The sequence below is a fragment of the bacterium genome, from assembly GCA_018812485.1.
Classification (GTDB): domain Bacteria; phylum JAHJDO01; class JAHJDO01; order JAHJDO01; family JAHJDO01; genus JAHJDO01.
On sequence record JAHJDO010000109.1, the window covers coordinates 25,528 to 46,561 of the forward strand.

Below are 21,034 nucleotides of genomic sequence, written 5' to 3' on the forward strand. Positions count from 1 at the left end.
TATTTTATTTGAATGTTTCTAGCAGCTCTTGAGCAGGAACCTTTTCCTGTATAGCTCTTTTTCCCAATTTAGCTTGTGGCCGGCCAAAGAGAATCATGGCAATAAGCAATAACCTGAAAGCCTGCCAGTAAGTGATGGCTTTTAAATTGAATATTACTGTCATAGTTATGTTCCAGAGCCATTTGAGAAGCCATACAAACAAGAAGAACATGCCTATCACTGCTGCTATCTTGACTATTAATAATATTACATTCATGCTTTTCACCTCCTTTTTTCTTAATTTCTAGGACCCTACATGTATCCTTAAAGAAATATCTCCATTCCTATTTTGCAGACTGATTCCCAAAAAGTTATAATTTAAGCTTATTTCCCTTAGGTCAAAGTTCCTTGCAGCTGGCCATTTTGTAATAGGATAATCTAGGTTAACTATGGGCCATGAGAATTGAATAAGGCTAATAAAAAGCATGGCTAAAACGCATGCAGCCACTTCAGGCCAAAGTCGTTCTGGAGAAAACAAAGGATACTCCCACAAACTTCTTAAAGATGATATTAGACCTGCCTTTTTTATTTGTTCCCTATCAAGTGCTACTATCTTCTCCTCTAGTCTGCTGTTAAAGTCCGGGGAAAGCTCAACATCCTCCAGATCATTTATAGTATTAATTGTATTTATCAAGACATCATATTCTCCTCTGCAATTAGAGCATGTCTCAAGGTGTAGCTTAACTTTTTCTTTATCAGTTTTGGTCAGCTCATTATTATAGAAAGACAGAAGATTCTTATTTATTCGCCTGCATCTCATTAAATTCTTCCTTCCCTTTTAAGTTGAGATACCTTTTCCCCTAGACTTCTTAGCGCGTAATGGATGCGTGATTTAACTGTTCCCGCACTACAGCCCAGGGTCAAGGCTATATCTTTATAGTTCAGTCCATTATATATATAAAGAACGAGCGCTGCCTTTTGTTTATGTGGCAATGAAGCTATGAGTTTCTTCATATTAGCCCGCTTTTCTTTTTCCTTTAATTCATCCAGAGGTGTTCCGGCTTTGCTAGCTATTGTTTCTTTAAGGCTTACAGTCGTGCCATTAGGAAACTCATAAGAAGCGTCCAAACTATACTGAAGAAAATTTTTTTTCTTGCGCATTTCATAATAATATAGATTTGTCAATATCTTATAAAACCATGGTCGGAATCTACAACCGGTATGGAAAAGTGCTGCCTTTTGATATAGAGTTAGAAATGCCATCTGGGCTATATCCTCCGCTAACTCAAAATTTCTACTAAGCTTATAAAGGTAGTTCACAGCTCGTTTTTGATACCTTTTTGCCAACATATTGAAGCTTCCACGATCACCATTTTTAAACTTCTCTATTAAAGTTTCATCATCTAGTTCATGTGTACCTGCTGACTTATTTAGTTCTTCCATATTTATATATGCTAAAATAGGTTAAAAGGTTCAATTAAGTTACATGTTTTTTATTAACTTTTCAATTGATTCCTATTTAATTAACGATACAGGTTTAGTATAATATTGCAAATGCTAAAAAACGTAAAATCTATTCATTTTGTTGGCATCGGTGGTATAGGAATGAGCGGGATAGCCTATATTCTGCTTAAATCAGGATATCAGGTAAGCGGCTCAGACAAGGTAACCTCATCAATAATCAATAAACTAAAAATAAATGGTGCGCATATTTTTATCGGACACGATGCTAAGCATATAATAGCTCAGGAGTTAGTTGTTTATTCCACAGCTATCTCAGAATCTAATCCGGAACTTGCTGAAGCCAGAAAAAAGAAAATCCCAATAATTCACAGAGCAGAACTTCTCGCAAAAATAGCAAATAACAAAAAGAGTATATTTGTAACAGGTTGCCATGGAAAAACTACTGTAACATCAATGATTGCGCATATGCTTATAGAAACAGGATACGACCCGACAGTAATAATAGGAGGCGAGATTAGTTCTTTAGGGGGGAATGCCCGCTTAGGGATAAGCCCATGGTTTGTAGCAGAGGCTGATGAAAGTGATAAGTCTTTTTTGAAACTAAATCCATATTTTGGAATTATTACAAATATTGATGAAGACCATCTGGAGCATTATGAAAATCTTGAGAATATCATAAATACGTTCCTGTATTTTACAGAGCGTATAGATAAATCCGGCAGAATATTTTGCTGTATTGACAATAACAACGTAAAAGAATTGATTTTCAAACTACATAAAGGAAAATTCAAAACTCCAATAACAACCTATGGAATGAGCAAGAATGCTGAGATACGGGCTGAGGGCCTGATATGCGAAGCGCTTTCAACACGTTTTGATGTATATAAAAATGCTGAATTACTTGGTTCTTTTACACTCAGCGTTCCGGGAAAACATAATGTACTTAATGCGCTTTCGGCAATTGCGCTTGGCGTGGAAATAGGATTACCCTTTGATGCAATACGGAAAGCCATGCAAGGTTTTAAAGGCGTTGACAGAAGATTCCAGATCAAGGCGAATATTGGAGATGTAATGGTTATAAATGATTATGCTCATCATCCGGCTGAAATTCAAGCTGTTTTAGAAACAGCTAAAAACTTAGGGAGAAAGCGTATTGTGGCTGTATTTCAGCCTCATCGATATACAAGAACTGAAAAGCTATATAAACAATTCGCTGCCTCATTATCAAAAGCTGATAAGGTCATATTAACCGATGTATACAGCGCAGGAGAAGCTCCTATAAAAGGGGCTAATACAGATATAATCTTTAATGCTATGAAAAATAATGGCTACAAAAATGCCGTATATATTCCTGACAAAAGTAGAATTCTCAGTTATCTGAGCAATACTATAGAGAAAGGAGATATAATGCTTTGTATGGGAGCAGGTGATATTTCTGCGGTAGCAGAGGAACTTGCTGAGAAATTAATATGAATAAAAAATTAACTAAAGAGCTCTCTAATTTGATAAAAGGAGAGATCAGGTTTAATGAACTTTTATCCAAGCACACCTCTTTTAGAATTGGCGGCCCTGCAGATGTGTGGATATATCCAAAAGATATCTCAGATATCAAAAACATTCTCATGTTCTGTAATAGTTATAACATTCCTGTTACAACCCTTGGTGGAGGAACAAACGTTTTAATCAGTAGTGATAAAGGAATAAGAGGCGTTGTGTTGAATTTGGAACGTGGGTTATGTGGTATCAAAATAAAAGGAGAACGTATTACTTGTGGGACTGGCGCCTTGCTCTCAAAGCTTCTAAAACAGGCTGCAAGAGAAGAACTTACAGGACTTGAATTTACTGCAGGAATTCCAGGGACTGTTGGCGGCGCAGTGAGTATGAATGCAGGAACGAAAGAAATCCGAAATCCGAAATCCGAAATCCGAAACGTAGAGTATACAGCAATTGGGGATTTGGTTGAATCAGTTAAAGTAATTGATATGAAGGGTAATGTATCTGAACTTGGGAAAAATGATCTGCGTTTTGGGTATCGCAAGTCTAATTTATCTAAATACATAATACTTGAGGTAAAACTAAAACTAAAAACAGGCAGTAAAAAAGAAATCAATGAACGCATATTCAAGCTTTTGGAGCACAAAAAGTCCACACAGGTTCTTGACATACCAAGCGCAGGATGCATATTTAAAAATCCGGATGGCCATTCTTCCGGTAAATTAATTGATCAAACTGGATTAAAAGGGCTTGCTATTGGAGATGCACAGGTCTCAGAGAAACATGCTAACTTTATTGTTAATAATGGCAATGCAAGCGCTCATGATGTACTTGAACTTATTAAAAAAATAAAATCAACAGTTTTTGAAAAAACTGGCATAAAACTAGAAGAAGAAATTAAAATTATAGGAATATGAAAAATAGGCGTATTGCTGTTTTAATGGGAGGGCCTTCTTCTGAGAGAGAAATATCTCTTAAAAGTGGGAATTGTGTACTAAAGGCTCTTAAAGCGGCTCAGCTGAATGTTACCGCTTTTGATGTTAATAGAGAGTTGCCTGACAGGCTGATAAAGGAGAAAATAGATCTGGTATTTATTGCTCTTCACGGGAAACCCGGAGAGGATGGAACAATTCAGGGAATGCTCGATATATTAAATATTCCCTATACGGGTTCAGGAGTTCTTGCAAGTGCACTCTCTATGAATAAAATAGCTTCCAAGCGTTTGTTTCAGACTGCTGGAATTCCGACTCCAGAGTTCAGAGTAATGAGCAAAGGCAAATATCATATTAATACTTTGGAGAACTTTCCTATAGTTGTTAAGCCATCTAGCGAGGGCTCAACAATCGGAATATCTATCGTAAGAAAAGAAGATAAATTCGAGAAAGCTCTGAAAACTGCTTTCCATTATGATGATAATATAATATGCGAAAAGTATATAGACGGAAAAGAAATAACAGTTGGTATATTAGAGGAGAAAGCCTTGCCGGTAATTGAAATTATTCCAAAATTCGGATTTTACGACTTTAATGCAAAATATAAGAAAAAATCCACGGATTTCGTTGTGCCTGCAGAGCTTCAAGAGGAGAAAAGCACACAGATAAAGCAGATAGCTCTCAAGGCGCATAAGATACTTGGATGCTATGGGATGTCAAGAGTGGATATGAAACTTGACTGCAAACTAAATCCCTATGTTTTAGAGATTAATACAATTCCAGGTCTTACAGAAACAAGTCTTCTGCCAAAAGCCGCACAGGCGGCTGGAATAAGTTTTATAGAACTCTGTCTGAGATTACTGGATCTGGCAATCAAGAAACATGAAAAGTAGAAAAACAAAACTTCGCAAGAATGTTAAAATAGCGTCTAGAATCTCTGCTGCACCTCGTTTACATAAGAAGGTAGTTAAAAAGAGAGCACTACAGATAAGTAAAATTTTAACTCTCTTTCTAATCATATATGCTACTTTCTTCATAGTATTAAAATTTAAAAAATTCATTATTCATTCAAATTACTTTTGTATTAATAATGTTATTGTAAATAACGATAAATTTCTTGATAATGTAGTTATTTTAAAGGAAATTAATAGCATAAAAGGTAAGAATATTTTTACTCTTGATATCGACACATTGAGATCACACTGTGAGGCACTAGCAAATGTAAAGACGGTTGTTATTGAACGCTCATTTCCAAATACGATTTTAGTAGATATAACAGAAAGAATTCCTATTGGACAAATATCATACAGTCGTAATATATATGGGATAGATGAAGATGGAATAATTATTAAGCTTAATGATTCAAGAGGGTTGCCGGAAATAATAGGATTGAAAATAAACAATGTATATTCAGGAGAAAATATTGCATCTAATCCCGAAGTGTCTGAATTAATAAAAAAGATTATTGCAATTATAAAGACTTATAATATGGGAAGACTTGCTGAATTTGGCAGTTTAAAGAATATAAATGTTAAAGAATCTAAAAATCTAATTCTTGACTTTATGTGTCAAGATAATGAAATAAAAATCAAAATAGGCAAAACTGACTTTGAAGAAAAACTCGCAATATTAGAGGATCTTCTAAGTAGACTTGGACAAACTCAAAGGGAAAAACTTCTCTATATAGATCTGCGTTTTGGAGCGGATTTAAACGCTATTCCTGTAAAATACAGAAAGTAAACTCATGCGAACTCGAAAAGACATTGTAACAGCACTGGATATAGGAACTTCTAAAATATGCGCCATGGTTGGCAAATTAGACAAAGAGAATAGCATAGAAATTATAGGGATGGGAACTGTTCCTACCAAAGGCCTGAAAAAAGGGCTTATTGTTAATATTGATATTGTGACTGATGATATCAAGGAAGCTCTTAGAGAGGCAGAAAAGACATCGGAATTAGAAATTTCGTCTGTATTTATGGGAATCGGCGGTGGACATATCAAGACAGTTAATAGTAAAGGTAGTGTTCCAGTTAGAAGAGAAGATAGAGAGATAACAATTGAAGATACTCGAAACGTGATAGAAACAGCTAAAGCAATTGCTTTGCCAGAAGGGAGAGAGATTATTCAGGTTTTACCTCAAGACTTCATTGTGGACGGACAGGCAGAGATTAAGGATCCAATCGGCATGAATGGTGTAAAACTTGAAATAATGACACATATTGTTACTGGAATGATAACACATACACAGAATTTCATAAAAAGCGTCAATCAGGCTGGGTTTAAGATAGAAGATATTATATTTAATCTATTAGCTTCTTCTGAATCAGTACTATCGCAGAGTGAAAAGGAGCTTGGCGTTGTATTGATTGAAATGGGAGCAGGCACAACAAATTTTGTTATTTTTGAAAAAGATAGCTTGAAGTACTCTCAGGTACTAGCAATAGGCGGTAATCATATAACAAATGACATAGCTATAGGTCTTCATATCTCTACACCGGAAGCGGAGAAAATAAAGAAAAAATACGGTGCTGGATTAGACATGGAAACAAATACTAATAATCAAGAAGACCCAAATCATTTCTCACCGTATCAGCTTTCGGAGATTGTTCAACCCAGGATTGCAGAAACTATCCGAATTGTAAAGGAAGAGATAGAAAGAGCTGATTTCGTAAATTTAATTGCCTCTGGAGTAGTTCTCACGGGTGGCAGTTCTTTACTTAAGGGAATGTCTTCAACCGCAAGAGATATATTCAATCTGCCAACAAGAATAGGTACGCCAAACCTTGCGTACCAGCTTGGAGACATACCTGAGGGACCAAGCTATTCAACGTGTATCGGCCTATTACAACATGGTTCTGACTTCAGAAAATTTGGAGGAACGTCAAAATTTGAAAATAAAAATCTTATGGGTAGAATGACAGGAAGTGTAAAGAAGATATTTGGAGATTTTTTCTAATGTTTGAAATAGTTGAAGAGACGACAGCAGGTGCAAGTATCAAACTGGTTGGAGTTGGTGGAGGAGGTAATAATTCTGTAGATGCAATATATAAAAAAGGCCTCTCTGGAATAGAATATATTAATATTAACACAGATATACAGGCTCTTAAAGCATCTATTGTTCCCCATAAAATTCAAATCGGGCTAAAGACAACAGAAGGAGTTGGAACAGGTTCTAATATAGATTTAGGACGCCGCAGTCTGAATGAAAGTAGAGCAGAAGTTGCTGAAGCATTAAAAAACTCAGACATTGTATTTGTAACCTGTGGACTTGGAGGTGGAACAGGCACAGGGGCAGCACCACTCATCTGCGAAATTGCCCAGGAACTGGGGGCGCTAACAATAGCAATAGTTACAAGTCCTTTTCTATTTGAAGGGAAAAAAAGATGTTTGCAGGCTAAAGATGGATTAGGAGCAATAAAGGAAAAATCCAATGCAACAATCTCTATCCCAAACCAGAAACTTTTTGGAACAATTGACAAAGAATCATCTTTTTTAAAAGCATTTGAATTTGCAAACAACACTCTATTTGACACTATTAGTGCAATCTCTGACCTAGTAACTGCCCCAGGAATAATAAATCTTGATATATCAGACATTCGGCAGGTAATAGCCCATGGCAAGGAGGCTACCTTAGCAGTAGGAACTGCATATGGTGAAGAGAGAACATCCTCTGTTGTAAAGAATGCTCTTTTATGTCCGCTCTTAGAAGAGGTTGATGTTAAGAGTGCAAAGACAATGCTTGTTAATATAACAGGTGACGAAGATCTCAGCTTTGGAGAAGTTGAAAAAATCATTGATAATGTTCGTAAAGCGGTTACACACAGTGTCAATATAGTATTTGGAGCTATTATAGATAAAAAAGTAAATAATAAGCTGAAACTTACAATTATTGCTACTGATATCCCATCTCTAGAAAAAAAGGAAGCAAAATTCATCTCAGACGTCTCAGGAGTTCATAGAAAGGAAGCTACAATAAAGGATCGAGTTATGCGGGAAAAAGTGAATAGAGAGCTAGGAGGTGACAGTAATTTAGACATACCAACATTTTTAAGAACTAAACCAGGTTAGAATTTCATCCCCTGACCCTCTCTTAAAAAGAGAGGGAAAGATGAGTAATACAAGGAGAAAAATGGACATAGAAAAATATCTCAAAGAACTGGTTCAAAAAAACGGTACGGATTTACATCTGAAAGCGGGCAGCTCTGCTAAAATTAGAATAAATGGAGAGTTATGTTCATATGGCGAAATACTTTCTTCAAAAGATACCAGAGAAATTGCTCTTGAGTTAATGAATGACGAACAAAGGCAAAAGTTTGATAAAGAATTTGAGATGGATATTTCATACGGAGTTTCGAATTTAGGACGCTTCAGGGTTAATATTTTCTATCAGAGAGGAACTGTGGGATTGGTTTTGAGAAGGGTAAGAACACAGATAGGATCATTTAAAGAGCTAAATCTGCCTTCTACGTTAGAGAAGATATCCCTGTCAAACAGAGGTTTAATCATTGTTTCTGGCACAACAAGTTGTGGAAAATCAACAACTGTTGCATCTATGATAAATTATATAAACGAGAACTTGAATCGTCATATTATCACAGTTGAAGATCCTATTGAGTTTCTCCATAAAGACAAAAAAAGCATTGTGAATCAGAGAGAAGTACATATAGATACATCTTCATACGCTATCGCATTGCGCCATGCCATGCGCCAGGATCCAGATGTTATTCTAATAGGCGAAATGAGAGATATTGAAAGTTTTCATATTGCTCTAGGTGCGGCAGAAACGGGACATATTGTACTCACAACACTTCATTCAACTGATACGTCAGGCGTATTTGGCAGAATACTTGATTTTTTCCCTCCGTCTCAACATCATCAGATCAGAATGCAACTTTCTCTTAATCTTAAAGCTGTCATTTGCCAGCGGCTTATACCAAGAATGGACAAGGATGGCCTAACACCTGCAGTGGAAATATTGATAAATACCCCTGTGGTTTCTAGATTAATAAGGGAAAACAGACTGAATAAGATAATATCTGCTATTCAAGGTGGACAGGAAGATGGTATGCAGACATTTAATATGTCCCTGGTTAAATTATGCAAAGAGGGCTTTATAAGCAGAGAACAAGCTATGGCCAATGCGACAAATCCTGAAGCGTTAAAAATGAATCTTGAAGGAATCTTTCTTGATGAAGATAAACAGATACTCGGCAGTTGAAGCATTAAGAAAAGGGAAAGTTATAGTTCTTCCAACTGATACTGTTTATGGCCTTGGATGCATGTGCAATAGTGAACAAGCCGCAAATAGGATTTATGACCTAAAAAACAGAGATCGCAGAAAACCATTAATTTTATTTGTTTCTAATTTAAAGCAGGTAAAAGACCTTGCCTGCAATATCCCTCAAATAGCAAAAGAGCTTATGAACAAGTTCTGGCCCGGTCCGCTCACAATTATCTTAAGAGCAAAAGAAAATATTCCAATATCTCAAGCATGTATCTTTAAAACAGATAATTTCAATACGATAAGTTTCAGAATACCTAATCATCCAATACCGCGATTTCTAGTAAAGGAGTTAGGAGTGCCGCTTGCTACAACAAGTGCTAATATCTCTGGATATAACTATCAAGCGACTTCAGTTAAGATACTAGAGAGGATATTTGAGAATAAAGTAGATTTATGTATTGACGATAATGAGATGCCAACTGGGATAGAATCCACTGTTATAGACTGCAGTGTCAGTCCGCCTTCAATATTACGTGAAGGCGCATTAGCAAGTCAGATAAAATCATGCTTAACACGCTTTCAATAGATGTAGAAGAAATGTTAAAATACAATAATTGAAACATTAATGAATTGGAGAATGAATATGACAAAACGAGAAAATATAATCAGAATACTTAAAAGACAAGGAGGAGAACACATTCCATTTGAACTGTCATTTACACCTAAACTTCAAAAAGAGTTTGAGCAGAGAACAGAAACCAATAATGTGTCGGAATATTATGATTTTGACTTCAGAGATGTAGGACTAAATCCATCTAGAATCAAGTTGGATTTCAGTAGATATTATGAAGGAAAATCCCTCAAGGAAGGTTATTATCTTGATGATTTAGGTGTAGCTCATGAACCGGGGTCATTAGAGCACTTTACACACTATATTTCTCCGCTAGCCGGCTCGGATACAACAACAAAAGATATTGAGGAATATCCGATGTCAGACCGTGAAGCAGATTACCGCTATGAAGGGAAAGATAAGCACGTCTCAGATATTCATAAAAAGGGGTACGCTGTGTGCGCATTTGTTGGGCATACTTTTGAAAGTGCCTGGCAAATTCGAGGAATGGAGGACATGCTGATGAACTTTTATGATAATCCAAATTTAGCACATACTCTGCTTGAACGCATAGCAGAGAAAAACATAGTTGCTTCAAGAAAATTTGCTGAAGCTGGAGTTGATATTGTAAAGCTCGGTGATGATGTAGGAACCCAAACAGGAATGATGATGAGTCCAGACATATGGCGCGAATTTTTAAAACCACGTTTGGAACGACAGATCAGAGCGGCGAAAGACGTAAATCCGAATGTTCTTACATGGTATCACTCAGACGGCAACATTGAAGTCATTATCCCTGAACTTATTGAGATTGGATTGGACATTCTCAACCCTGTACAGCCTGAGTGCATGGATCCCGTCATAATGAAAAATAAGTATGGAGATAAACTCTCCTTTTGGGGAACGATTGGCACACAATCTACAATGCCATTTGGCACCCCTCAAGATGTAAAAGATGTTGTAAAGAATATGATAGAAAAGGTTGGACACGACGGAGGACTAGTTCTCGCACCAACACATGTACTGGAACCAGAAGTTCCGTGGGAAAATATTGATACATTTGTAGAAGCGTGTAAAGAGTATGGTGTACTAAACTAATCCTCTCGAAAAGATATTGTCCAACCCTAAAATACAATATGGGTCAAGTGTTTTCTTAACCCTTACCATCTCTAATATTCCTTCTCTGCCATACATTACTTCCAAATACTTGTGCTTTATCTTCCCTATGCCATGTTCTGCAGACACTGTCCCTCCCATTTCCACTGCTTTATGGACAGCTTTGCTGCATATACCATTAACTATTGTTTTTTCTTTCTCATTCTTTGGGAAAAAATTAAGATGCAGATGGTTTTCTCCAATATGTCCATAGAGAACAAATTGAATCTTCTCATTATCTAAAGCATGTTTGTAAAAATAGAAAAGCTTCTCAAATGATTCATCAGGCACAGCAATATCAAGAGCGATCTTGTGTGATTTAATCTCTTTAAAGTAATCTCTTACTTTTTCCGGAAGCTTGTGCCGAAAATTTATAAGCTCCTGATATCTCTTTTTATCCTGGCTTATCCATGTATCAATAACTTCATATTTATCCAGAAGATTTAACCATGCATCCAGAGTATTCTCCCCTTCTTCCTCTTCTATGTAGACAGCTGCTGTTGAATTATCTGGTATGCTCTGAAAATCGCTTCTTAAAAAGTCCAGGCTGTTTTTGTCAAAATATTCTAAGGAAACTGGATTTAGACCTGAATTATTCTTAATTTCAGAAACAAATTCTAAAAGCCTTTGTTCATCGGGTAGAAAGATAACCATTATGAACCGAGACTGCAGATCATCAATTATTTCAACCTCTGCCTCTGTAACTACTCCTAATGTGCCCTCTGAACCAATGAATAAGTCAATTAAATCCATTTGCGGCTTTGAAAAATAACCTGCAGCATTCTTAACTTGCGGACTGATATAAGAAGGAATCTTGATGTTTAATTCGTCTATTCTAATAATTCCCTCCTTATTTGCAAAAATCTTGCCTCTTTCTATATTCAGAAGTTTGCCTGTAGAAAGCAGGACTTTAATCCTTCTTACATAATTACGTGTTGATCCAAAGTAATAGCTATATTCTCCGGAAGCATTCGTTGCTATATTACCTCCAATAAAAGCTGTTCTTTCTGTAGGAAATGGCGGGTAAAATAAGTTCTGTTCGGACAATACTCCTAAAAAATCATTAATAATCACCCCTGACTGCAAAACAGCTCTTTTATTTTCCTTATCTATTGATAGAATTTTATTCAGTCTCTCTACTGAAAGAATAGCGCCATTCCGCGAAACTCTACTGCCGACTGTTCCTGTTCCTCCTGCAGAAATAGTTAGGGGTATTTTTTTGCTGGCACATTCGCAAACAACCTCTTTTACGTCATCCTCACTCTCAGGGATATAGAGAATATCAGCATTACCTCCTTCTAAATTGGAAGCATCCTCTAAATAGCCAATTATCTGATCTTTATCCCTTTTAATTATCATATTGTCTAGTGTCTGCTTGTATTATTTTGCTTCCAACTGGTTGTTCCGTCCGGATTGTCTTTGAGAATAACGCCTCTATCTTCCAGCAGGCTCCGAATTCTGTCTGCTCCTTGCCAGTCCCTCTTTCTGCGAGCCTTCGTTCGTTCTTTAATTAAATCCAGCAAATCTCTATCCAATTCCTTATCCTCTATCCTTGGCAGGATCCCAAGTATAGAACAAAATGTTTCCAGATTAAGAATATTCTGTTTTAATTGAGCAGAATCTCTGCTCTTATCTGCTATCAAGCTATTAATTTCAGTTATGAGATCAAACACAACTCCCAGAGCAGATGCTGTATTAAAATCATCGTCCATAGCTTCCTCAAACTTGTTCATCCATTCTAGATGTATATTTTTTTGAGGCGTATCTAAATCCTTTGCATTTTCCCTAATGTTGTCAAAACAATTTTCTATTCTCTCAAGTGCTTTTCCTGATTCAGCGAGACTTTCGTCGCTAAAATCAAGCGGGCTGCGGTAGTGAGCAGATATCATAAAATATCGTACAACCTGAGGCCTAAATCTTTTAAGTATGTCTCTCACTAGAAAGAAATTGCCAAGAGATTTAGACATCTTCTCTCCATTAATATTTAGAAACCCGTTATGCAGCCAATACTTAACAAAGGGCTTGCCTGTTGCTGCCTCACTTTGGGCTATTTCGTTTTCATGATGAGGGAAGATCAGATCCTGTCCTCCAGAATGTATATCAAATGTTTCTCCAAGGTATTTCATACTCATAGCAGAACATTCAACATGCCATCCTGGCCTGCCTTTACCCCACGGGCTATTCCAGCTTGGCTCATTAGGTTTGGCTCTTTTCCATAAAGCAAAATCGCTGGGTTGCTTTTTGCGCTTGTCTATCTCAACCCTTGCAGCATGCTTCATTTCATCAAGCGGACGCTTTGATAACTTACCATAATCAGAAAACTTGCCCACTTCAAAAAAAACATCTTCATCAACTTGATAGGCAAAACCTGCATCCATAAGCCTTTTAATCAAAGAAATAATATCTGGAACATGTTCAGTTGCCTTTGGACATATATCAGGCTTTGTAATATCGAGAATTTTCAAATCCTCAAAAAAAGCATCCGTATATTTATGAGCTATTTCCCCAGCAGAGACCTTCTCTTTATTTGCTCTGTTTATAATCTTATCATCAATATCTGTAATATTCTGTACAAAGGTAACTTCATACCCCTTATATTTGAGATATCTTTTTATTACATCAAATACAATAAAATTCCTTGCATTCCCTGCATGAAAATAGTCATATACTGTAGGACCACAGTTATACATCCTGACTTTGCCTGGAACTAGAGAGTGAAACTCCTCTTTTTTACCTGTAAGTGTATTATAAACCCTAAGCATTCTTATGTTTTCCCCTCTCCCAGTTCTTTATCTGAGAGGAGGTTTCATTTATCATCTTCTCCAGATGTTTGATTTTTTCTGCAATTGGATCCGGCAGGTTTGTGTGATCAAGACTTATGCCAGCAACCTTCCTCCCCTTTTTTCGCGTTATCCTCCCGGGAATACCAACAACCGTGCAATCCGAAGGTACATTTTTTAGTACTACAGCATTAGCGCCAACCATTACATTATTGCCAATTACAATATTTCCCAGAATCTTTGCTCCTGCACCAACAACAATGCTATTGCCAAGTGTAGGGTGCCTCTTCCCCTTTTCCTTGCCTGTGCCTCCAAGTGTAGCACCTTGAAATAGCGTTACATTGTCCCCAATAACTGTTGTCTCCCCAATTACAACACCCATACCATGATCGATAAAGAATCCTCTGCCAATCTCTGCGCCGGGATGAATCTCAATTCCTGTAAAAAACCGGGCTATTTGTGATATAAGCCTTGGGAAGAATGGCACATCTTTCTTATGGAGATAATGAGCCACTCTGTACCAGATAATTGCGTGAAGCCCTGCATATGTTAAAACCTCCAACATATTTCTTGCTGCAGGATCTCTGTCAAACACAGCCTGTATATCATGCCTTAATGTTTGAAACATTAGCTACCTCCTTTTCTTGACTCAAAAACAAAATACCATTTTTGCTCCTTAAAAACAACCAGATTCTCTTGACACTGTATGCTGTAGTTGGCATACTGACCAAGGGAAAGTTCAAATGGTAAATATATTTATAATTCCTTTTATATATGCTTTTATCGGCTCAAGTCTCTTTATTGCAATCCCGCTTCATATAATTGATTTAGGCGTAAGCAATCCATTTATTCTTGGTCTGGCAGGAAGTGTATTTTCAATCTTCTACGCGCCATTATGTATACTTCAAAGTTTGCTCTCAAATCGCATCAATAAAAGAACTGCTATTCTGTCTGTATCCATTACATATCCTTTTATAATACTTGGATTTTTATTATTCAATAATATTCCTGCTATCATTATATTATGCGGCTTAATGGGTATAGTTTTATCAATGTTCTGGCCTACATATCAATCCCATATAACTATTAGATTAGATCCTGCTCAAACTACTCGTAGCCTTCAAGCATTTAATGTTGCATGGGGCTCTGCAGTGGTTATAGGCTGTTTTATGGGTGGAGTTATTATTTCTGGCATGAATATTAAAATGTTATTTGTTCTTAACCTGATAATGAGTTTTATAGGAGCATATCTTGTAGCCAGACATATCCATAATAAATTAACTGATCCAATAATAGAATGTACTACTCAAAATAAGCAGAACGATCAATCGCAGTCCAAATTCTTCCTGATACTTGCATGGATAGGTGTATTTGCTGTGTTCTTTTCTATGGGAGTTATAGTCTGGCTTTTTCCGAAATTTGCTACGGATGTTGGCGTGTCTCCATTGATTATAGGCTCCCTCAGAGCAGTTTTGGGAATATTTCAGGTTATAATATTTTTTATTCTCAGACTAAATCATAGATGGCAGTACTCATTCTCACATTTGTTTTTCTATGAGCTTGTGCTAATATCCGGACTTGTAATACTTGTTTTCTCCCATAATGTTATGTGGTGGACATTATCTTTTTCCCTGATAGGAGTAACTGTTGGCTTTTTATATTCTTCAAGTTTATTCTACAGTTCACAAGCGCGGAGTATTAAAAGCGAAAAAACAGGTTTTCATGAAGCGATTATAATGGGTGGAAGTTTACTGGGAACATTTCTTGGCGGAATTATAGCAAAACTATTTTCCGCATCTGGAGCATACTTCACATGCATAATCTTTATGATTATTTGCATTATTATCCAGTTAGCTGTTCGCTTTAGATATAAAAAATGGGGAGTATTATGAATAAATCTTTTTTAATTGGTGTAGACCTTGGAGGAACAAATTTAAAGACAGGCCTCGTAAACATGGATGGCAAAATCTTAAAAAAGATTATAGCAGATACTGGGGAGAGTAAAGATATTGTATTGAAACAAATTGTTGAAGCTATTGAAAATATTATAAGTAAGACAGGAAAGGATAAATCAGAAATTATAGGTATTGGCATAGGATCACCAGGTCTTGTAGATAGCGAAAAAGGAATAATACACGGATTAACAAATATTAAAGGATTTGAGAATGTGCATATGAAGGAATATGTTGAATCTGCTCTGGATATTCCAACATCTATTGATAATGATGTTAATGTCATGGCATACGGCGAATTAAAATGCGGCGCAGGAAAAGATGCAATGAATATTGTATGCCTGACTCTGGGCACAGGTGTTGGCGGAGGAATAATAATAGATGGAAATATCTATCGCGGAAGCTCGCTTAGCGCAGGAGAAATCGGGCATATCCCTGTAAATGTTGATGGCCCGAAATGCATATGCAGCGGAAGAGCATGCCTTGAAAGTTATATCGGCAAAGATAGAATCATAAAAAGAACCATTGAAAAACTTATACAGAGAAAAGAAAGTATGATTCTGAAACTAGTTGATGGAGATTTGGAGAAAATAACACCAAAGATTGTTTATGAAGCTGCAGAAAAGGGAGACATGCTCGCAATTGAAATATGGAAAGAAACTGCCCAATATCTGGCAACTGCGCTTACAGGTGTTATAAATTTTCTAAATCCTGAGATAATAGTAATTGGCGGTGGGATAGCTAATGCTGGTAAATATATCTTTGACCCACTTAGAGATATGATTAAAAAACGAGTTTTTCCATTCCTTGCAGAAAAAATACAGATCGTTCACGCCCAGCTTGGTGATGAAGCAGGTGTAGTAGGTTCAGCAATGCTGGCAAAGAATAATATCAGCAAGTCAGAAAGTTCTTAAAAACTCAACAGCTTTTTTTACGTCTTCCACACGATTATCCCCTGCTTCTCTTTCAACTGTGAGATAGCCGTCATATCCTATTTCATCAAGTGCCTTCAGATAATATTCAAAAACAACGCCTCCCCTGCCCAGAGGAAGCTCTATGTATTTACCTTCTCCGAGACACAATCCATCTTTTGCATGTGTATGACAAATATAATCTCTAAGAATTTTCACACCTCCTATATGATCAAACGGACCGCACATTACAAGATTTGCAGGATCGTAATTCACTCCAATTCCCTTACTTGAAACTCTATCCAGAAATATTTTAAGTTCTACCGGGTCTTCAGGCCCTGTCTCAGTTGCTAATATAATGTTTCTCTCTCCAGCGTATTTTGCAAGTTCAACAGTTGTCCTGAATGTCTCCTGATAAACTTGATGGCTCTCTTCCTGCGGAAACTTACCTATATGCATAGTTACAACCCTTGTGTTCAAATCACAGGCTAAATCAATACATTTTTTAATCCTAGGAATATTCACTTTGTTGAACTCAGCATTTGTAAATCCTTTGACCCAGTCAAAATCACCGCAAAGTGCTGTGATTTCTAATCCCAGCCCACTTACAAATTTCTTGAGTTTTCCTCTTTTTTCTTTTGAAAAATTGTCAGGATATAATTCTCCACGAGTTACCATAAATTGACACCCATCTGCTCCAATTTCCTTTGCTTTTTTTATACCGCCGTAAACTCCAAGCTTTAAGTTATCAACAAACACACCAATCTTCCTTTTACCCATTATTACTCTCCTGTGTCTCCGTTTTTAAAAAATTATTATTGAGATGAGAGAAAAACTCATTTATTTATAAGACTTGCAAAATACCCAGCGCCGAAGCCGTTATCTATATTTACAACTACAACACCTTCAGCGCAGCTATTGAGCATTGTAAGAAGAGGTGTAATGCCAGAAAAACTAGCACCATATCCAACACTTGTCGGCACCCCAATAACAGGTTTCGGAGTAATGCCTCCCACAACGCTGGCAAGAGCTCCCTCCATTCCGGCAACTACAATAATAACGTTTGCAGATTGAATTTCCCCTAGATTCTTAAACAGCCTGTGTATTCCTGCAACACCAACGTCATAGATCTTTTTTACATTATTTCCAAGAAATTCCGCAGTAACTGAGGCCTCCTCTGCAACAGGGATATCAGCAGTACCAGCTGTAAGTATAAGAATATTCTTATTTGTCTTCTTCTTAGGGAATTTATTAACTGTAATTATAGAGGCTTTCTCATGAAATACTGCCTTACCCCATCTCGACTTTATTGCCTTAAAAACTTCGCGATTCGCCTTTGTAGCAATGAGCCTATTATTGCTTTCCAAAATAACTTGCGCAATCCTTACTATCTGAGAGAGAGTTTTCCCAATACAGAAAATAACCTCATCAGTTCCCAGGCGAAGACTTCTATGTGTATCTACTTTCGCAAAACCAAGTTCATGATATTGAAAGCCGCAAAGTTTTTCTGCGGATTTCTTATCAACTTTCATTCTTCTTCTGCTTCTTCTGCTTCCTCTTTTCCTTTAATGAGAGCTTGGCTTCTTTTTTGTCCTTTTTTTGTCCTTTGTTTTTTTCATGCGCCATTCTTATCACCTCCTCCCTTATTCTGTATCTACTACTTCCGCTTTTTTACTGGGGTCTAAAAAAAGAATTCTATCTGCCCCAGCACGTTTAAGTTTTTTGATCATTTTATCAGGTTTTGGATGTAATGCAATTATTGTTCCTCCTCCCCCAGCGCCGGCAAGCTTTGCTCCTAAAGCACCATTTTTCAGGGCTATCTCAATTAAACGGTCGTTCTCTTTGCCTGATGCTCCAAGATCCTGCTGTATTCTATGATTCTGATTCATAAGATTACCTAACTTGACCCAGTCCTTATTAAGTAGTGCCTTTTTCCCTTGCCTGCAAATATGTGCAATCTTTTCATATGCTGATATAACCTTCATATCACCGTCCATCCATCTGTCGCGTATTGGCTTAAGAACAGAACCCGATACTCTTCTAACTCCGGTATGCGCAAGCACAAATGGGAGCTCTTTAACATAAAAATGAAGCGGCTCCACTGTAGCATAAACCTCATGCTTTAATTGTCTATAATGCTCTTTATCCCGAAAATCAATATAATTAAGACCTCCGAATGTTGCCATATATTGATCCTGATATCCGCATTGAATTTTCATATAATTCAATTCAATAGTTCTTGCCATTTCAGCCATATGATATTTATCTTCGCAACCAGCGCTTGTATTCAGGAATTTCAGAATAGCATTCAATGATGCAACAAGCATTGCAGTAGAGCCGGCAAGACCAGCCTGAAAAGGAACATCGCTCCATGCTTTCAGATGCATCTTGATTTCCCAAATATTTAAGTAATTAAGTATAGCTTCTGGTATCAGGAAATGCTCACTTTTAATATTAAATTCCACTTTGCTGTCTGTTACGAACTTTTCATTCCCTATTTCAAGAACTAGTTTGTCGCATCTCTCAATAGTAACATATGCCTGCTCTGCAATAGAGCATGATATAACACTACCGCCATAACCGTCTGTGGGATTTCCTATAATACCTGCTCTACCAGGAGCAGAAGCTTTAATCATGTTGAAGCTCACCCGTATGCATTTTTTTAATTAAATGCTGTCTAAGAAGATATCCATATTTATCATCTAATAATGCAAAATCTATAAATGCCTTGAAGTAACTCTCAAAATTACCTATATCGTATCTTTTTTCTTCTTCAATAAGTTTTACATAGCTAACCTTGTGTCCATTCTTAATTATTAGCCTGATTGAGTCAGTAATTTGAAGCTCTCCCCCATCGTCAGGCATTGTCTTATCAATAAAGTCAAACACAACAGGATTGAACACATATCTTGCTGCTATTGCAAGATTGCTTTTTGCCCTGCTGATTTCCGGCTTTTCAATCAAATCTTTAACCTCGCCTGTATGACTGGTTTTCTTGTCCTTAGGCTCAATAATCCCATACTTATACACCTCATTATCTGGAACTTCTTCAACAGCAATCGTGCACGCAGAATTTGTTTTAAGGTGAACATCAATCATTCTTTTTAGTAAATTACTATTATCAGAACTTCTTATTATAGAATCACCCAGCGCAACAATAAAAGGCTCCTGACCAACAAAATTTCTGCCCAATCTTATTGCGTCTGCGAGCCCTGCCTGTACACTCTGGCGAATGTAGTAAAAATCAGACACATCCTTCTCATATTCAAGATCCTTCAAAAGACTGAATTTGCCTGATTCCTTAAGTTTTTTTATAAGTTCAGGGTCCGGGTCAAAATGGTCTTCAATAGCTGTTTTCTTTCTGCCTGTAACAAAAAGTATTTGAGGAACGTCAGCATTAATTATCTCCTCCACAACATACTGCACAACAGGCTTCCTGCCCACAGGCAGCATCTCTTTAGGCTGCGATTTTGTAGCAGGAAGAAGTCTTGTTCCCAATCCGGCAACTGGAATAATGGCTTTCTCAATTTTCATAATAATATTCCTTTTTGTTTTTTTATTAATATAGTACGCCTGAAGGGATTCGAACCCCCGACCTACAGATCCGGAATCTGTCGTTCTATCCAGCTGAACTACAGGCGCATAAGTCTTTTTATCTCATAATCTCTTAAATTTCTATATCTTCCAGACTGTAGATTTCTAAGTTTAAGTCCGTCTATAGAAATCCTCTTAATGTGGTAAACTCTATATCCAAGCTGAAAGAACATACGTTTTATTTCTCTTTTCTTGCCTTCAAATAATGTGAGCCTTACATGCGATATCTGCCTGGAAGTTTTTAATATCTCTGCTTTTGCAGGTTGTGTTTTTCTTCCATCTATATAAATCCCTGAAAAAATCTTTGCAACCTGTTTTGATTCGATAGCGCCTTTGACCTTCACAACATATGTTTTTGGAACATGATGTTTCGGATGTGTCAGCTTGTATGCAAAATCCCCGTCATTTGTCAGAATTATCAATCCCTCTACATCCCAGTCAAGCCTGCCAACCGTATAAAGCCGTGCAGGTATATCTTTAATAAGATCTATTGTTTTTCGCCTTCCTTTTTCATCAGAGTTGGTACAGACATACCCTGTAGGCTTATTTACCATAACATAAAATTTTTTCACCGGTTTAAGAGGTTTTCCCTTATAAGTAATCTTGTCTTTTTCCGGATCAACCCTTAGCCCCGAGATTGTGGCAACCTCGTTATTTACCTTTACAAGCCCTTCATCAATCAGTTTATCACATGCCCTTCTTGACGCAACGCCAGCATCTGCAAGAACCTTCTGCAACCTGATTTTCATAATAGCAGTAAACTAGCACATCGCTGACAGCGCTGTCAAGAAAGTGGGGTAATGTAAAATATTTTATGCAAAAGTAATTGAGATAGGAAAAAGAAAGGGCTATCCTCTCTCCTAAGAAAAAAACAGAATCCCGAGAAAGTATCGGGAAAAAGGAGAAGAGAGAATGCGCCCAGGAAAATATGATACG

22 protein-coding genes and 1 tRNA gene are annotated in these 21,034 nt (G+C 37.0%); 11 read left to right on the forward strand and 12 right to left on the reverse strand.

All coding sequences use genetic code 11. The features are described from left to right. Window positions 1–4: 4 nt before the first annotated feature. The 3 genes from KKC91_09030 to KKC91_09040 are packed head-to-tail and all read right to left on the reverse strand — an operon-like array spanning window position 5 to window position 1,422. On the reverse strand, window positions 5–256 hold the full coding sequence (locus KKC91_09030) for a hypothetical protein (GenBank protein MBU0478695.1): 252 nt from the start codon (window positions 254–256) through the stop codon (window positions 5–7). A 27-nt stretch (window positions 257–283) separates the two neighbouring features. Beyond that, window positions 284–799 (reverse strand): zf-HC2 domain-containing protein, encoded by a 516-nt coding sequence (locus tag KKC91_09035; GenBank protein ID MBU0478696.1) that lies wholly within the window; start codon window positions 797–799, stop codon window positions 284–286. After that, window positions 799–1,422 carry a sigma-70 family RNA polymerase sigma factor gene (locus KKC91_09040; protein MBU0478697.1) on the reverse strand — a complete coding sequence of 208 codons (624 nt, stop codon included), beginning with the start codon at window positions 1,420–1,422 and terminating at the stop codon, window positions 799–801. Before KKC91_09040 ends, KKC91_09035 begins: the two co-directional genes overlap by 1 nt. 111 nt (window positions 1,423–1,533) lie before the next feature. Here KKC91_09040 and KKC91_09045 point away from each other — a divergent pair, with 111 nt between their 5' ends. The 9 genes from KKC91_09045 to KKC91_09085 are packed head-to-tail and all read left to right on the forward strand — an operon-like array spanning window position 1,534 to window position 10,804. Further along, a complete protein-coding gene (locus tag KKC91_09045; protein ID MBU0478698.1) occupies window positions 1,534–2,916 on the forward strand; it encodes a UDP-N-acetylmuramate--L-alanine ligase in 1,383 nt (460 codons plus the stop codon). Beyond that, window positions 2,913–3,854 (forward strand): UDP-N-acetylmuramate dehydrogenase, encoded by a 942-nt coding sequence (murB, locus tag KKC91_09050; GenBank protein MBU0478699.1) that lies wholly within the window; start codon window positions 2,913–2,915, stop codon window positions 3,852–3,854. Before KKC91_09045 ends, murB begins: the two co-directional genes overlap by 4 nt. Next, window positions 3,851–4,762 carry a D-alanine--D-alanine ligase gene (locus KKC91_09055; protein MBU0478700.1) on the forward strand — a complete coding sequence of 304 codons (912 nt, stop codon included), beginning with the start codon at window positions 3,851–3,853 and terminating at the stop codon, window positions 4,760–4,762. Before murB ends, KKC91_09055 begins: the two co-directional genes overlap by 4 nt. Next, window positions 4,752–5,609 (forward strand): FtsQ-type POTRA domain-containing protein, encoded by an 858-nt coding sequence (locus KKC91_09060; GenBank protein ID MBU0478701.1) that lies wholly within the window; start codon window positions 4,752–4,754, stop codon window positions 5,607–5,609. Before KKC91_09055 ends, KKC91_09060 begins: the two co-directional genes overlap by 11 nt. 4 nt (window positions 5,610–5,613) lie before the next feature. Beyond that, on the forward strand, window positions 5,614–6,828 hold the full coding sequence (gene ftsA, locus KKC91_09065) for a cell division protein FtsA (GenBank protein MBU0478702.1): 1,215 nt from the start codon (window positions 5,614–5,616) through the stop codon (window positions 6,826–6,828). Further along, window positions 6,828–7,940 (forward strand): cell division protein FtsZ, encoded by a 1,113-nt coding sequence (ftsZ, locus tag KKC91_09070; protein MBU0478703.1) that lies wholly within the window; start codon window positions 6,828–6,830, stop codon window positions 7,938–7,940. Before ftsA ends, ftsZ begins: the two co-directional genes overlap by 1 nt. Before the next feature lie 40 nt (window positions 7,941–7,980). Beyond that, entirely contained in the window at window positions 7,981–9,090 is a 1,110-nt protein-coding gene (locus tag KKC91_09075; GenBank protein ID MBU0478704.1) for a PilT/PilU family type 4a pilus ATPase, read from the forward strand. After that, complete coding sequence (locus KKC91_09080) at window positions 9,062–9,682, forward strand: threonylcarbamoyl-AMP synthase (GenBank protein ID MBU0478705.1); 621 nt, start codon at window positions 9,062–9,064, stop codon at window positions 9,680–9,682. Before KKC91_09075 ends, KKC91_09080 begins: the two co-directional genes overlap by 29 nt. 57 nt (window positions 9,683–9,739) lie before the next feature. Continuing rightward, window positions 9,740–10,804, forward strand: coding sequence for a uroporphyrinogen decarboxylase family protein (locus KKC91_09085; GenBank protein ID MBU0478706.1), 1,065 nt, complete (start codon window positions 9,740–9,742; stop codon window positions 10,802–10,804). Here the strand turns inward: KKC91_09085 and KKC91_09090 are convergent. The 3 genes from KKC91_09090 to cysE are packed head-to-tail and all read right to left on the reverse strand — an operon-like array spanning window position 10,796 to window position 14,269. Continuing rightward, the gene (locus KKC91_09090) at window positions 10,796–12,220 is read right to left on the reverse strand and encodes an FAD-binding oxidoreductase (GenBank protein MBU0478707.1); all 1,425 of its coding nucleotides are present in this window, start codon (window positions 12,218–12,220) and stop codon (window positions 10,796–10,798) included. The two genes, KKC91_09085 and KKC91_09090, sit on opposite strands and share 9 nt — an antisense overlap. A gap of 5 nt (window positions 12,221–12,225) precedes the next feature. Further along, on the reverse strand, window positions 12,226–13,623 hold the full coding sequence (gene cysS, locus KKC91_09095; protein MBU0478708.1) for a cysteine--tRNA ligase: 1,398 nt from the start codon (window positions 13,621–13,623) through the stop codon (window positions 12,226–12,228). Then, window positions 13,616–14,269 carry a serine O-acetyltransferase gene (gene cysE / locus KKC91_09100; protein MBU0478709.1) on the reverse strand — a complete coding sequence of 218 codons (654 nt, stop codon included), beginning with the start codon at window positions 14,267–14,269 and terminating at the stop codon, window positions 13,616–13,618. Before cysE ends, cysS begins: the two co-directional genes overlap by 8 nt. Before the next feature lie 115 nt (window positions 14,270–14,384). Here cysE and KKC91_09105 point away from each other — a divergent pair, with 115 nt between their 5' ends. Then, window positions 14,385–15,533, forward strand: a complete 1,149-nt coding sequence (locus KKC91_09105) for an MFS transporter (protein MBU0478710.1) — start codon at window positions 14,385–14,387, stop codon at window positions 15,531–15,533. Further along, on the forward strand, window positions 15,530–16,507 hold the full coding sequence (locus KKC91_09110; GenBank protein ID MBU0478711.1) for an ROK family glucokinase: 978 nt from the start codon (window positions 15,530–15,532) through the stop codon (window positions 16,505–16,507). The genes KKC91_09105 and KKC91_09110 overlap by 4 nt, the downstream gene beginning before the upstream one ends. Here the strand turns inward: KKC91_09110 and KKC91_09115 are convergent. The 6 genes from KKC91_09115 to KKC91_09140 all read right to left on the reverse strand — a co-directional run bounded on the left by KKC91_09115 (window position 16,493) and on the right by KKC91_09140 (window position 20,847). Then, complete coding sequence (locus tag KKC91_09115; GenBank protein MBU0478712.1) at window positions 16,493–17,284, reverse strand: sugar phosphate isomerase/epimerase; 792 nt, start codon at window positions 17,282–17,284, stop codon at window positions 16,493–16,495. The two genes, KKC91_09110 and KKC91_09115, sit on opposite strands and share 15 nt — an antisense overlap. Window positions 17,285–17,340: 56 nt before the next feature. Next, a complete protein-coding gene (gene larB, locus KKC91_09120) occupies window positions 17,341–18,036 on the reverse strand; it encodes a nickel pincer cofactor biosynthesis protein LarB (GenBank protein MBU0478713.1) in 696 nt (231 codons plus the stop codon). A 111-nt stretch (window positions 18,037–18,147) separates the two neighbouring features. After that, window positions 18,148–19,140, reverse strand: a complete 993-nt coding sequence (locus KKC91_09125) for a hypothetical protein (protein MBU0478714.1) — start codon at window positions 19,138–19,140, stop codon at window positions 18,148–18,150. Continuing rightward, the gene (locus KKC91_09130; protein ID MBU0478715.1) at window positions 19,133–20,038 is read right to left on the reverse strand and encodes a UTP--glucose-1-phosphate uridylyltransferase; all 906 of its coding nucleotides are present in this window, start codon (window positions 20,036–20,038) and stop codon (window positions 19,133–19,135) included. Before KKC91_09130 ends, KKC91_09125 begins: the two co-directional genes overlap by 8 nt. Before the next feature lie 34 nt (window positions 20,039–20,072). Then, window positions 20,073–20,146, reverse strand: a tRNA-Arg gene (locus tag KKC91_09135). Next, window positions 20,137–20,847 (reverse strand): rRNA pseudouridine synthase, encoded by a 711-nt coding sequence (locus tag KKC91_09140; GenBank protein ID MBU0478716.1) that lies wholly within the window; start codon window positions 20,845–20,847, stop codon window positions 20,137–20,139. The genes KKC91_09135 and KKC91_09140 overlap by 10 nt, the downstream gene beginning before the upstream one ends. Window positions 20,848–21,034: the final 187 nt, after the last annotated feature.

Coding starts and splice junctions, on each gene's coding strand:
- KKC91_09030 (MBU0478695.1), bottom strand. CDS start 256: ATGAATGTAATATTATTAATAGTCAAGATAGCAGCAGTGATAGGCATG.
- KKC91_09035 (MBU0478696.1), bottom strand. CDS start 799: ATGAGATGCAGGCGAATAAATAAGAATCTTCTGTCTTTCTATAATAAT.
- KKC91_09040 (MBU0478697.1), bottom strand. CDS start 1,422: ATGGAAGAACTAAATAAGTCAGCAGGTACACATGAACTAGATGATGAA.
- KKC91_09045 (MBU0478698.1), top strand. CDS start 1,534: ATGCTAAAAAACGTAAAATCTATTCATTTTGTTGGCATCGGTGGTATA.
- murB (MBU0478699.1), top strand. CDS start 2,913: ATGAATAAAAAATTAACTAAAGAGCTCTCTAATTTGATAAAAGGAGAG.
- KKC91_09055 (MBU0478700.1), top strand. CDS start 3,851: ATGAAAAATAGGCGTATTGCTGTTTTAATGGGAGGGCCTTCTTCTGAG.
- KKC91_09060 (MBU0478701.1), top strand. CDS start 4,752: ATGAAAAGTAGAAAAACAAAACTTCGCAAGAATGTTAAAATAGCGTCT.
- ftsA (MBU0478702.1), top strand. CDS start 5,614: ATGCGAACTCGAAAAGACATTGTAACAGCACTGGATATAGGAACTTCT.
- ftsZ (MBU0478703.1), top strand. CDS start 6,828: ATGTTTGAAATAGTTGAAGAGACGACAGCAGGTGCAAGTATCAAACTG.
- KKC91_09075 (MBU0478704.1), top strand. CDS start 7,981: ATGAGTAATACAAGGAGAAAAATGGACATAGAAAAATATCTCAAAGAA.
- KKC91_09080 (MBU0478705.1), top strand. CDS start 9,062: ATGAAGATAAACAGATACTCGGCAGTTGAAGCATTAAGAAAAGGGAAA.
- KKC91_09085 (MBU0478706.1), top strand. CDS start 9,740: ATGACAAAACGAGAAAATATAATCAGAATACTTAAAAGACAAGGAGGA.
- KKC91_09090 (MBU0478707.1), bottom strand. CDS start 12,220: ATGATAATTAAAAGGGATAAAGATCAGATAATTGGCTATTTAGAGGAT.
- cysS (MBU0478708.1), bottom strand. CDS start 13,623: ATGCTTAGGGTTTATAATACACTTACAGGTAAAAAAGAGGAGTTTCAC.
- cysE (MBU0478709.1), bottom strand. CDS start 14,269: ATGTTTCAAACATTAAGGCATGATATACAGGCTGTGTTTGACAGAGAT.
- KKC91_09105 (MBU0478710.1), top strand. CDS start 14,385: ATGGTAAATATATTTATAATTCCTTTTATATATGCTTTTATCGGCTCA.
- KKC91_09110 (MBU0478711.1), top strand. CDS start 15,530: ATGAATAAATCTTTTTTAATTGGTGTAGACCTTGGAGGAACAAATTTA.
- KKC91_09115 (MBU0478712.1), bottom strand. CDS start 17,284: ATGGGTAAAAGGAAGATTGGTGTGTTTGTTGATAACTTAAAGCTTGGA.
- larB (MBU0478713.1), bottom strand. CDS start 18,036: ATGAAAGTTGATAAGAAATCCGCAGAAAAACTTTGCGGCTTTCAATAT.
- KKC91_09125 (MBU0478714.1), bottom strand. CDS start 19,140: ATGATTAAAGCTTCTGCTCCTGGTAGAGCAGGTATTATAGGAAATCCC.
- KKC91_09130 (MBU0478715.1), bottom strand. CDS start 20,038: ATGAAAATTGAGAAAGCCATTATTCCAGTTGCCGGATTGGGAACAAGA.
- KKC91_09140 (MBU0478716.1), bottom strand. CDS start 20,847: ATGAAAATCAGGTTGCAGAAGGTTCTTGCAGATGCTGGCGTTGCGTCA.